Source organism: Streptomyces sp. NPDC058289 (genome assembly GCF_042880975.1).
GTDB lineage: Bacteria > Actinomycetota > Actinomycetes > Streptomycetales > Streptomycetaceae > Streptomyces > Streptomyces stoeckheimensis.
In genome coordinates this window covers 106,868-118,881 of sequence record NZ_JBHVYI010000006.1, presented here as the reverse complement: position 1 = coordinate 118,881, position 12,014 = coordinate 106,868, and the positions used below count along the sequence as shown (strand labels likewise).

Here is a 12,014-nt window from a genome sequence, read left to right as displayed (position 1 = left end):
AGGGTCTGGGGCGGTCTCGAGGAGGTCACCGGTCGAGAATCGCTCTCGCCAGGGGCGTCCCGCTTCCGATAAATTGCCGGGTGATGCAGAAAATCCGCCACACCCCGCGCGCAGCGACGAGCATCCGCGAGCTCGACACCCACCACGGCATCGATCCGCACCGGCACGACGACCACCAGATCTGCTACGCCGGTTCCGGGGTGCTGTCCGTCACCACCGACGCCGGTACCTGGGTGGCGCCGACCACCCGCGCCCTGTGGATCCCCGCCGGGACCGTGCACGAGCACCGGGCCTTCGGCCGCGTCGACCTGCACTGCGTGGGTCTGCCCACGCACCTCAACCCGCTCTCGCTCTCCGCCCCGGCCGTGCTCGCCGTCGGCCCCCTGCTGCGCGAGTTGATCCTGGCCTACACCCGGGCCCCGCAAGACGGCAGCGCCGAGCGGCGCCGGATGCTGGCGGTGCTGCTCGACCAGCTGCGGGCCTCGCCGCTCCAGCCGCTGCACCTGCCCGCTCCCTCCGATCCCCGGCTGGCCGCGGTGTGCGCGCTGCTGTACGCCGATCCCGCCGATGCGCGCGGACTGGCAGAACTCTCCGCGCAGGCCGGGGCCGGGGCGGGGGAGCGGACCCTGAGCCGGCTGTTCCGCGCCGAGCTGGGCATGACCTTCCCCCAGTGGCGGACCCAGCTGCGGCTGCACCACGCGCTGCGGCTGCTGGCGGTGGACACCCCCGTGACCGCGGTCGCGCACCGCTGCGGCTGGTCCTCGGCGAGCGCGTTCATCGACGTGTTCCGGCGTGCCTTCGGGCACACCCCGGGCACGCACGCCAAGGACGGCTGACCGGGTCGTCTGGCCGTCCGCGCCGCACCGGGTCAGCATGGAGGGAGGGAACCGGTTCGGGGCAGGGCGATCGGGAGGAACCCATGGCGCACACCCCGACGACCGACGTACTGATCGTGGGCGCCGGTCCGGTCGGCCTCAGCGCGGCGGCGGAACTGCGCCGGCACGGCGTGAGCTGCCGCCTCGTCGACCGGTTGCCGGCCCGCCTGCCGTACGCGAAGGCGGTCGGCATCCAGCCGCGCACGCTGGAGATCTGGGACCGGATGGGCCTGGCCCGCACCGTCCTGGAGACGGCCGTGCCCCTGCGCGGCCAGCTGATCTACGTCAACGGCACCGAACAGGCTCGGATCGAGCTCATGCTGCCCCCCGAAGTGCCGTACAGATTCGCCGCGTTGCCGCAGTACGAGACCGAGCGGATCCTCGAGGAGCACCTCGCGGCGCTGGGCACCGTCATCGAACGCGGCACCGAACTGCTGTCGTTCACCCAGGACGGGGACGGATCCGCAGGGGGCGTCACCAGCCTCCTGCGCACCGCGTCCGGCGGCGAGGAGGAGCTGCGCACCCGCTACCTCGTCGGCTGCGACGGAGCGCACAGCACCGTGCGCAAGGGGCTGGGGCTCTCGTACGAGGGCGGGGCCTTCGCCGAGGAGTACATGCTGGCCGACGTCGTGAGCGACTGGGACCTGCCCGACGGGTACGGTCTGCGGTCCATGCACCAGGGCGCCGACGGGGCCACCGACGACATGCTGGTGTGCATCCCGCTCCCCGGCCGGGGCCGCTACCGCATGTCGATGCTGGTCCCGCCCGAACTCTCCGCGCAGCCGGCCGGCGGACCGGCAGGGGGCTCGGCAGGGGGCCCCGGAGCGGGCGACGGCGTGCTGCACGGACTGGAGGGGGGCCGGGTTCCCGAGCTCTCCCACATCCAGGCGGTCGTCGACCGGCTCGCCCCGGCCCCGGCCACGGTCTCCGACATGCGCTGGTCCTCCGTGTTCCGCATCAGCCACCGCATCGTCGACCGGTACGGCGACGGGCGCGTCTTCGTCGCGGGCGACGCCGCCCACATCCACCCGCCCACCGGCGCCCAGGGCATGAACACCGGGATCCAGGACGCCTGCAACCTGGCCTGGAAGCTCGCACTCGCCCTCCGGGGATCGGCCGGCCCCGCCCTGCTCGCGAGCTACGACGCCGAGCGCCGCCCCGTCGGCGAGGAGGTCGTCGGCCGGACCGTGCGGCACGCGACCCAGGGCATCGACAAGGAACCGGACGATCCGCGGACCGTGCTGCTCCGCGAGGCCCAACTGCTCGTCGGCTACCCCGACGGACCGCTCGCCGGCAGTCCGTTCGGCCCGGCGGACGCACCACAGCCCGGTGAACGGGCCCCGGACTGCACCGGGTTGACCCTGCCGCTCGCCGCATATCCCTCGCGGCTGCTCGACGTCCTGCGCGGCCGGGCCGGCCACGTGGTGCTCCTGTACGGGGACGACGGCGCGGCCCTGGCCGAGGCCGCGGAACAGGCCCGGGCCGCGGGCCCGGCGCCGGCGGAGGTTGCGGAGGGTGGTGCCGAGGGCGAGTCCAGCGGCCCGCGCACCGTGGTCGTCCTCGCCCGTGAGGCCGCACCCGACGCGTCCGCCGACCTTCCCCTCCCCGTCCCCGGATACCGGGACGCCGCCGGGGAGTTCGCCCGGCTGTACGGCGCCGACGGCCCGACCGGATTCCTCGTACGCCCGGACGGGTACCTCGGCGCCCGCTTCCCGCTGTCCGGCACGGCGGCAGCCCTGTCCGGCTATATCGCCGCGCTGTCCGCTCTCCGGCCCGACCAGGGGCTGTAGTTTTCGATCTTCTTGCTGAGGTCTTCGGCTCTCCATCGCGTCGGCATCGATACGCATATGCGTATGTTCTGATACAAACCTGATGATCATGGTGCATACCATCAAGAAGTCGCCGCGGTACCCACGGATCCGAGCGGCCGTCCCAGCCTGAGATCCGTGCCCCGAAAGGGCCTGCTTGCCGATGCGTATGTTCCCTCGTTCCCTGCGCCGCTGCGTCCTCCCGGTGACAGCCGTCGCCGCGGTCACCCTGGGGACCGCCTGCAGCAGTTCCCAGCCCGAGGTCGTCGGCTCCGCCCGGATATCCACGCAGGACGGCACGGCCCGATCGGCCCGGCTCACCTACGACTTCGGTGACACCGCCTACGCGCCTCCCGGCCTGGACGGCAAGCGCACGGAGCTGAAGGCCGCCGTCACCTACCCGCGCGAGCTGGGCGGGGGCGAGCACCCCCTGGTGATGATGCTGCACGGCTGGGGCGACACCTGCGCCGCGGGTGACGAGCCGGTCCGCGGGCAGGGCTGGCCGTGCGCCAAGGGCGCCAAGCCGGTCGACAACTACCTGGGGTACTCCTACCTCGCCGAGGCACTGGCCGAGCAGGGCTACATCGTGGTGTCGGTCGCGGCCAACGGCATCCAGGCCCAGGAGAAGAAGCAGGGTCACACCGCGCGTGCGGCCCTGCTGGACAAGCACCTGGAGATGTGGAAGCAGCTCTCCACCGGGGAAGGCCCGCTGCAGGCGCTCAGCCGGTTCGCCGGTCATGTGGACCTGGACCGGGTCGGCACGCTCGGGCACTCGCGCGGCGGCGGGGGCGTCCTCGCCCAGGCGCTGGACAGCCACAAGCTCCCGCCCGGCGTGACCATCCGGGGCACACTCGCATTCGCGCCCGCCATGAACGGCATCAACGCCGGCAAGGAACGGATCACCCGCGTCCCCCTCTCGCTGGTCGCCGGAACCTGCGACGCCATGTGGGAGGACAGCAAGGTCCCCGTCGCGATGGCGGCCGGGAACCCGCACGTCGAACACCACGACGTGTCCGGCGGCAACCACAACTTCTTCAACACGGTCTGGACCCCCGGCACCGGGCCGGCTTTCGCGACGGACGATGTCGCCGTCGAGAAGCGGAACCGTCCCGGCGGCCGGTGCGAGAGCACGAACGGGACGGGCACCCCCCAGCAGCTGGGGCCCGCCGAACAACGTGAGACCGCGATCCGCTACGCGACCGCATTCTTCGGCACGTACCTGAAGTAGCAGCCTTCCTGCTGCCCGCCCCTCCTCCCGCCCCGTCGAATCCGGCAGCGCGGCCGGCAATCCGGCAGGCGCCTCAAGGATTCGTTAAGGCTGCTCTGTGCATGCTGGTTCGGCCGCCGGATCTGCCGGATCCCTTTCCTATGACCAATCCAGGGTTTCCCATCATGAATCGCTCGTTCAAGCGCCGTGTGCGCGACACTTCCTCCCGGCGCATCGTCATGGCGGCGGCCGCGCTCTTGGTGACGACTCTCACCGGCTGCTCCACCCTGAACGGGGTCGTCTCACCGGCAGCCGTCCGCGCCGAGGCGGTCCGCTCCCACAACAAGCCCAGTTCAGGGCAGGCTTCCGGCCCGGTGGACTGCAGTGTCGCCAAGTGCGTGGCCCTCACCTTCGACGGCGGCCCGAGCGAGCCGACGCCCCACCTGCTCGATTTCCTGAAACGGGAAGGAGTCCCGGCCACCTTCTTCCTCCAAGGAAAAGGTCACACCGACACCTACCCCGATATCGTGCGCCGCATGGCCGACGAAGGCCACGAAATAGCGAACCACACCTGGTCGCACGAGAACCTCACCGAACTCACCCCTGACGAAATACGTGCCGAAATCGAGCCGGTTCAGCAGGACATAGAAAAGGCGACGGGCCGTGCCCCCACCCTCATGCGCCCTCCGGGCGGCGCCACCAATGACGAGGTGAAGAAGGTGATGAAGGAACTCGGTCTGGCCCAGATCCTGTGGAGCGTCACCGCGAAGGACTACGCGACCACCGACAGCGGGCTCATCAAACAGCGGGTCCTCGACCAGACCAAGCGGGACGGGATCATCCTGCTGCACGAGCGCTACTCCGGAACCATCCCCGCCGTCCCCGGCATCGTCAGCGAACTGCGCGACCGCGGGTACACCTTCGTGACGGTCTCCCAACTCCTCGCGCCCGCCCACCCCGAGCCCGGCAAGGTGTACCGCCCCTGACCACAGCCTTGCCCGCTCCGGTCTTCGTGGTCCCGGACCGGATCCGGACGGCTGGGCGCGGCGGCGGCCGCCGCACACATCTCCCGCGAGCACGGCTCCCTCGACGTCCTGGTCAACAACGCCGGCATCCCGGGGGCGGGCAAGTCCGCCGGAGCGTGCACCGGTGCCGAGTCCCGCCCGTACAACCCGGCGTACTCGGCCTCCAAGGCCGCCGTCTCCATGCTCGCTCCCCGCTCAGGCGCGGGTGTACCGCAGCAGCACCACCCCGTTGCCGAACGTGCGGGTCCCCTCCAGGCGGAGCGGGACCAGGCCGTCGGAGGGCGGGAAGAGGGGGTGGCCGCGGCCGATGCGTACGGGCTGTACGTAGATCCGGTACTCGTCCACCAGGCCGTGGCGCAGGAACGAGGCGGCGAGGTCCGCCCCGCTCAGGGTCAGGTCGCCGCCCGGGGCGGCCTTGAGGGCCGCGACCTCCTCCGGTACGACCTCCCTCAGCACGGTGGCGTTCGGGTCGGCCTGCTCGGCATCCAGGGTGCGGGAGTACACGTACTTCCGCGCGGAGCGCCAGATGCCCGCGAAGTCCGTCTCCGCCGCGCCCGCGGCCGGATCGGCGTCGGCGGTGGGCCAGTAGGCGTCCATCAGCTCGTAGGTGACCCGGCCCATCAGCATGCCGCCGACCGACCGCAGTTCGTCGTTCATGTGCTGGTGGAGCTCTTCGTCGACGCGGTGCCAGTCGATCTGCCGCTCCGGCCCCTCGTAGTAGCCGTCGAGGGAAACCTGCGACATCAGGATGATCTTTCGCATAACGGACCAGGCTACTCGCCCTCCATACTGGACGGCGTGAAGACCGAAGCCGACACCGCCGCTGCCGACACCGCCGACACCGTCCTGTGCGCCGTCGAAGGCCGCACCGGGGTGATCACCCTCAACCGCCCCAGGGCCCTCAACGCCCTCACCCACCCCATGGTGCTCCGCATCGCCGAGGCCCTGACCGGCTGGGAGCGTGATCCGGGCGTGGAACAGGTGCTCATCCGCGGCGCGGGCGAGCGGGGGCTGTGCGCCGGCGGGGACATCCGGGCCATCCACGACGACGCCAAGGCCGGGACGCGGGCTTCGGCCGCCTTCTGGCGCGACGAGTACCGGCTCAACGCGCACATCGCCCGCTATCCCAAGCCCTACGTCGCCCTCATGGACGGCATCGTGATGGGCGGCGGAGTCGGCGTGTCCGCCCACGGCAGCGTCCGCGTCGTCACCGAGCGCTCCCGCGTCGCCATGCCCGAAACCGGCATCGGCTTCGTCCCGGACGTCGGCGGCACCCACCTGCTGGCCCGCGCCCCCGGCCTGCTCGGCACCCATCTCGCCCTCACCGGCACCGCGGTGGGCGCCGCCGACGCGCTGCTGTGCGGGCTCGCCGACCACTTCGTACCCGCCGACCGGCTGCCGGCGCTGACCGCCGAGCTCGCCGGGGCCCCGGCCCGGGAGGTGCTGGGGCGGTACGCCGCCGATGCCGGGCCCGCGGCGCTGGCCGAGGGGCGGGGCTGGATCGACCACTGCTACGCCGCCGCCACCGTCGAGGAGATCGTGGACCGGCTGCTCGGATACGGGGTTCCGGAGGCGAAGGAGGCCGCCGAGACGATCCTCGCCAAGTCCCCGACCGCCCTCAAGGTGGCCCTGGAGTCCGTGCGCCGGGCCGCCGCGCTCGGCGCGCTGGAGCCGGTGCTGGAACAGGAGTTCCGGGTCTCCTGCAATGCGCTGACCTCCCCCGACCTGGTGGAGGGCATCCGGGCGCAGGTCGTCGACAAGGACCGCAGCCCGCGCTGGTCCCCGGCCACCCTCGACGAGGTCACCGAACAGGACGTGGCCCACTTCTTCGCCCCGCTCGCCGGGGACACCCCCGGGACCGCCACGGGGTGAACCCCACCGGACGGCGCGGGCCTGACCGGCAAGATCCGAAAGAGACGACCTAGGCGGTGGTGGCGTCCGTGGTCGGCTCGGTTGCGGGTTCCAGCCAGTCGACCAGCTCGATGATCACGCCGTTGGGGTCGGCCACCAGGAACACCCGCTCGCCCCAGGGCTCCACGCGGGGCTCCATGACGATCGGGACGCCCTCGGAGCGCAGTCGCTCGTACTCGGCGGGCAGGTCGGCCACCGTGAAGGCGAGCAGCACTCCGGCGGCGTGCTGCTCACGGAGCTCCTCGGGGAGCACCTCCAGGCCGCGCCGTACGAAGATCACGTTCGGGCCGTCGGGGTGGGAGAGGGAGGCGAAGCCGTCGGCGGCCATCGTTTCCTTGAATCCGAAATGCCTGGTCAGGAAGGCGGAGGAGGTGGTGGTGTCCTCGACGGTGAGGCAGATGGCGGTGTCGGTGATCCGCATGGGGTCCTCCTGATATCGTGGCTCGGAGTTTCATTATACATAGTATTCTATACGGCGTAGAAGATTAAGTGAACGGGCTGCCGAAGGCGGCGGGAAGGGGTCGGGAGTGGCCACGGACCGGAGCGGCGCGGGCGACCCCGTCCGCACGTTGGAGCTGCTGTGGCGCGAGCCGGGGCAGGGAGCCCCCAGCGGGCGGCGCGGGCCGCGGCAGGGGCTGAGCGTCGACGCCGTCGTCGACGGTGCGATCGCGCTCGCCGACGAGGCGGGGCGCGAGGGCGGGTCCGGGCTGGCCGCACTGACGATGCGGGCGCTGGCCCAGCGGCTGGGGGTGACCCCCATGACCCTCTACACCTACGTCCCCGGCAAGGCCGAGCTGCTCGACCTGATGCTGGACGCCGCGTACCTGGCCATGGAGCGCGCCGAGCCGGGCCCGGACGGGTCCTGGCGGGAGAAGGTCACCCGCGTCGCCGAGGACAACCGCGCGCTGTACCTGCGGCACCCGTGGATGGGCGAGGTGTCCGTCACCCGGCCCCCGCTGGGCCCCGGAGTGATCGGCAAGTACGAGTGCGAGCTCGCGGCCTTCGAGGGCATCGGCCTCACCGACGTGGAGATGGACGCCGCCCTGACCCACCTCCTCGGCTTCGTCCACGCGCAGGCCCTGGCCGCCGCCGACACCGCCGCGCACAACGCCCGCCAGAGCGACCAGGAGTGGTGGGAGCTCAGCGCCCCGCTGTTGGAGCGGGCCATGGACCCCGAGCGCCACCCCCTCGCCGTGAGGGTCGGCAGCGCGGTCGGCGGGTACAGCCCCGAGACCGTATGGGACTTCGGTCTGTGCTGCGTCCTGGACGGGATCGCCCGGCTGCTGGAGCGGGGCTGAGGCGCGGCGCGCCCTACCGGTAGCCGGTGGGGTCCGCCGGGAGGTCCGGGTCCTGTACCTCGACCATGTACCGCCAGGCGTCCGGCCGGCTGCCGTCCACGTCCGTGAAGCCGTAGACCCGGGCGAGCTGCCCGCTGGAGAGCGACTGCCCGTTCCAGCGGGACAGTTCCGGGTCGGCGGCCAGGGCGGCGACCGCGCGGCCGACGTAGAACGGGGTCTCCGAGATGCCGAAGTGCGGGACGGTCTTCAGTGCGTCGCGCCAATTCGCCTCGGTGACGCCGAAGTTGTCGAGCATCATCTCCGACCGTAGCCAGCCCGGGGTCAGGGCCACCGCCGTCGCTCCGCGCGGGCCCACCTCGTGTCCGAGCGCGAACGCCATGCGCAGCACCGCCGACTTGGCGATGTCGTAGAAGAAGGAGACCCGGTAGCGGCTCGCGTTGTACTCCGCCGTACCGTCCGTCATCTCCACCACCAGCCCGCCCGGCTCGCGCAGCAGCAGCGGGAGCGCGTAATGGCTGGTCACCGCATGGGTCTCCACGGCCAGCCGGAGCAGCCGCAGCCCCTTGTCCAGGTCGTGTTCCCAGACCGTGCTCTCCCACTCGAAGAGCCGCTCGCCGCCCCAGATGTCGTTCACCAGCACGTCGAGCCGGCCCTGCTCGGCGTCGATCCGCCCGACCAGTGCCTCGACCTGTTCGGGCACCAAGTGGTCCGCGACCACCGCGATTCCGCGCCCGCCCGCCGCCGTGACCAGCTCGGCCGTCTCCTCGATCGTCTCGGGCCGGTCGTACTCCGAGCGCCTGCCGCGCGTACTGCGCCCGCTCACGTACACCGTCGCGCCCTGAGCCCCCAACGCGACCGCGATGCCCCTGCCCGCGCCGCGGGTCGCCCCGGCCACCAGGGCCACCTTGCCTTCGAGAGTCCGCTCCACCTGCGCCATGACCTCGACCCTACGACGCCCGCGCGCGGCCGGGCCGTGCGGCGCGCCCAGGGGGTGTCTTGCCGATCGAGCCCGGCCTGATCGGCACGACACCCCCTGGGGATTCGTGAGACGGGGCGGGCGCGGCCTTGAACAACCGCCCCCCGAGGCCGCACTGTTGGCCGAGATCCGTTCGTATTGTCAGGAGACAGGCTTGTCCACCGACCCCGCGCAGGCATCCGAGTCGACGCCCCCGTCCGTGCCCCCGTCCGTGGCCACGCTCCCGCACGTCATCGACCCCGCCGGCGGCTGCCCGCACGCCCTCAACGCCCGGCTGCGCGCCCGGGGCGCCGTGGCCGAGGTGGTGCTTCCCGGCGGGGTCCCCGGTGCGGTCGTCCTCGGTCACGAGGCGCTGAAGGAGTTCCTCGCCCACCCCGACGTGGCCAAGGCCGCCCGGCACTTCCCGGCCCTGCACGACGGCACCATCGCCGCGGACTGGCCGCTGCGCGTCTTCGCCAACGCCCAGGGCATGCACACCGCCGACGACGCCGACCACCGCCGGCTGCGCTCCCTGGTGGGCAGCGCCTTCACCGCCCGGCAGGTGGAGCAGCTGCGCCCCCGCATCGAGGAACTGACGGCCGAGCTGCTGGCCGACCTGGAGCGGGCGGCGGCGGCCTCCCCGGACGGGGTGGCGGACCTGCGCACGCACGTCGCGCTCCCGCTCCCGATGAGCGTGATCTGCGAGCTCCTCGGTGTGAACCCCGAACACCGGGGGCGGCTCCACGAGTTGTCCAACACCGTCATCGTCGCCACGGACACCACCCCGGCCGAGGTCATGGCGGCCGTGCGCGAGCTCGTCGAGCTGATCGGCGCCATCGCCGCCACCCGCCGGGCCGATCCGGGCGAGGACCTGACGAGCGCGCTCATAGCCGCCCGGGACGGGGACGGCGACAGGCTCAGCGAAGCCGAACTCACCGGCACCATGCGGCTGATGCTGGTCGCGGGCCACGAGACCACGCTCAACCTGATCAGCAACGCCGTACGCGCCCTGTGCACCCACCGCGACCAGCTCGCGCTGGTTCTGGAGGGGAAGGCCACGTGGTCGGACGTGGTCGACGAGACCCTGCGCTTCGACGGCCCGGTCAGCTGGTTCCCGTTCCGCTACCCGACCCGCGATCTGACCATCGACGGAACCGTGATCCCGCAGGGCACCCCGGTGCTCGCCGGCTACACGGCGGCCGGCCGCGACGAGGCCTTCCACGGCCCGGACGCCGACCGTTTCGACCTGACCCGCCCCACCGCCGCCCGCAACCTCTCCTTCGGACACGGCGCCCACTACTGCGTCGGAGCCCCGCTCGCCCGGCTGGAAGCCACCATCGCCCTGGAAGCCCTCTTCACCCGCTTCCCGGACCTGGACCTTGCCGTCCCCGAAGCCGAACTCCCGCACCAGCGCAGCTTCATAGGCAACAGCGTCGAGTCGCTGCCGGTCCGCCTACGGGGCCTCGGACGGCGGTGAGATCTCCGTACTGAGCCACCCCAGTGCGTCGGGGTACATGGCGATCCAGGTCTGGAAGTTGTGCCCGCCCTGAGGGCGGACCAGGGTCTTGACCCGCACCCCGGAGTTCTGGGCCGCCTTGGTGAAGTCGGTCAGCTGCTGCGGCGGGCTGTCCTTGTCCTGCGCGGAGGTGGCCAGGAACAGCCCGACGTCCGTGTTCTTGTCGTGCTTCGCCTGCGCGACCAGCCACATCGGGCTGTTGCGCTCGCGCAGCACCGGATCGGACAGCACGTCCGGGTCGCCGGTCAGCGGGTCCGGGTCCAGGGCCGCGCCCGCCCGGAACGCCTTCGGGTACTGGAGCGGAAGCTTGGCCGCGCAGAAGGCCCCGGTGGAGATGCCCATCAGCCCCCAGCCCTTGGGTTCGGGGAGCGTGCGGAAGTTCTTGGCGACCAGATCCGGTACGTCCTCGGCGAGCCAGCTCGCCACCTTCCGCTGCGGGGTGTCCGTGCAGTCGGTGTTCACGCCTCCCGGGTACAGGTCGGGGATCACCAGGATGAAGGGGTGCGCCGCGCCGAGCTGGACGAGCTGCTCCAGCGCGCCGGGCATGTCGCCGATGTCGAGCCAGGACCGGGGCGAGCCCGGATAGCCGTGCAGCAGCATCAGTACGGGGAACCGGGTCTTCTCCGCGCCCGGTGCGTCGTACTCCGGGGGAGTCCACACGATCACCTGGCCGGCGAGCTTCGAGTGGGAGCCGCGGAAGTACGTGGTGCGGGTGCCGTCGCCGCCGAGGGTGAACTTGGCCCGCCCGAGCGGCGGCCCGGTCATGGCGGAGTCGTTCTGCCCGGCTTCGGTGCCCAGCAGGTCGTCCCACGAGGAGTAGAGGCCGTAGCTCCCGTTGATCCAAGTGGCCACCACGCAGATGGCGGTGAGCTGGCACAGGCCGATCATCAGCAGACGGGCCGGCCAGCGCACCCAGCCGGGGCCGGGGATCCGGTTCCACAGGAGCAGCGCGGCGAGCATCGCGAGCCCCGTGACGACGATCAGCGTGACGAGGAACGACGTGCTGGTCAGCTCCACTGCGCCGGCTCCTGACGTGCGACGGAATGATGGAGAATTCCGGACATTACGCCAAATCTACGATGCGCACCGCCCGGGGGAGCGGGCGGCGCGCATCGTGTCGGACCGGGGGAGCGGGCGGTTCCGGACGGGCCCGGTCAAGCCGGCCGGCGCAGGCTACCGAGTCGAAGGTGTGCGCGAAGGGGCCCTTCGTCCCGTGGAGCAGGAACCCTTCGGTCGGTGAGCCGCCGTTGATGACGGACTTGGCCGACGGGGTGCTGAATCCGAGCTCGAACAGCTTGTCCAGGAAGGGCCGGATGGAGAGGTGAGCAGAGTGGCTATGACGTGCACCTTTGTCCGTTGCCGTTGCCGAGGTCTTGTGAATGTATTCACAATCTACGATCTCCATCCGGCGTGAACGTG

11 protein-coding genes are annotated in these 12,014 nt (G+C 71.7%); 7 read left to right on the top strand and 4 right to left on the bottom strand.

Features of this window, described 5'->3' with window-relative positions; genetic code table 11:
* The first annotated feature begins 83 nt into the window (after positions 1-83).
* The 4 genes from ACFVX6_RS04725 to ACFVX6_RS04710 all read left to right on the top strand — a co-directional run bounded on the left by ACFVX6_RS04725 (position 84) and on the right by ACFVX6_RS04710 (position 4,876).
* Positions 84-836 (top strand): AraC family transcriptional regulator, encoded by a 753-nt coding sequence (locus ACFVX6_RS04725; RefSeq protein WP_389687941.1) that lies wholly within the window; start codon positions 84-86, stop codon positions 834-836.
* Positions 837-919: 83 nt separating this feature from the next.
* Positions 920-2,665, top strand: coding sequence for an FAD-dependent monooxygenase (locus ACFVX6_RS04720; protein WP_389687939.1), 1,746 nt, complete (start codon positions 920-922; stop codon positions 2,663-2,665).
* 181 nt (positions 2,666-2,846) lie between these two features.
* Positions 2,847-3,911 (top strand): alpha/beta hydrolase family protein, encoded by a 1,065-nt coding sequence (locus tag ACFVX6_RS04715; protein ID WP_389687937.1) that lies wholly within the window; start codon positions 2,847-2,849, stop codon positions 3,909-3,911.
* Positions 3,912-4,075: 164 nt separating this feature from the next.
* Positions 4,076-4,876 (top strand): polysaccharide deacetylase family protein, encoded by an 801-nt coding sequence (locus ACFVX6_RS04710; protein WP_389687935.1) that lies wholly within the window; start codon positions 4,076-4,078, stop codon positions 4,874-4,876.
* Between the two features lie 234 nt (positions 4,877-5,110).
* Here ACFVX6_RS04710 and ACFVX6_RS04705 read toward each other — a convergent pair whose 3' ends face one another.
* Complete coding sequence (locus ACFVX6_RS04705) at positions 5,111-5,677, bottom strand: dihydrofolate reductase family protein (protein ID WP_389687933.1); 567 nt, start codon at positions 5,675-5,677, stop codon at positions 5,111-5,113.
* Between the two features lie 36 nt (positions 5,678-5,713).
* Here ACFVX6_RS04705 and ACFVX6_RS04700 point away from each other — a divergent pair, with 36 nt between their 5' ends.
* The gene (locus ACFVX6_RS04700) at positions 5,714-6,787 is read left to right on the top strand and encodes an enoyl-CoA hydratase/isomerase family protein (protein ID WP_389687931.1); all 1,074 of its coding nucleotides are present in this window, start codon (positions 5,714-5,716) and stop codon (positions 6,785-6,787) included.
* Between the two features lie 49 nt (positions 6,788-6,836).
* Here the strand turns inward: ACFVX6_RS04700 and ACFVX6_RS04695 are convergent, their stop codons facing one another.
* Entirely contained in the window at positions 6,837-7,247 is a 411-nt protein-coding gene (locus ACFVX6_RS04695) for a VOC family protein (protein WP_389687929.1), read from the bottom strand.
* Between the two features lie 106 nt (positions 7,248-7,353).
* On the opposite strand from ACFVX6_RS04695, the gene ACFVX6_RS04690 reads away from it, so the two are divergent.
* Entirely contained in the window at positions 7,354-8,124 is a 771-nt protein-coding gene (locus ACFVX6_RS04690; RefSeq protein ID WP_389687927.1) for a TetR/AcrR family transcriptional regulator, read from the top strand.
* 13 nt (positions 8,125-8,137) lie between these two features.
* Here the strand turns inward: ACFVX6_RS04690 and ACFVX6_RS04685 are convergent, their stop codons facing one another.
* Positions 8,138-9,061 (bottom strand): SDR family oxidoreductase, encoded by a 924-nt coding sequence (locus tag ACFVX6_RS04685; protein ID WP_389687925.1) that lies wholly within the window; start codon positions 9,059-9,061, stop codon positions 8,138-8,140.
* Positions 9,062-9,254: 193 nt separating this feature from the next.
* Here ACFVX6_RS04685 and ACFVX6_RS04680 point away from each other — a divergent pair, with 193 nt between their 5' ends.
* Positions 9,255-10,556 carry a cytochrome P450 gene (locus ACFVX6_RS04680; protein WP_389687923.1) on the top strand — a complete coding sequence of 434 codons (1,302 nt, stop codon included), beginning with the start codon at positions 9,255-9,257 and terminating at the stop codon, positions 10,554-10,556.
* Here the strand turns inward: ACFVX6_RS04680 and ACFVX6_RS04675 are convergent.
* Complete coding sequence (locus tag ACFVX6_RS04675) at positions 10,533-11,612, bottom strand: alpha/beta hydrolase (RefSeq protein WP_389687921.1); 1,080 nt, start codon at positions 11,610-11,612, stop codon at positions 10,533-10,535. The two genes, ACFVX6_RS04680 and ACFVX6_RS04675, sit on opposite strands and share 24 nt — an antisense overlap.
* Positions 11,613-12,014 lie beyond the last annotated feature (402 nt).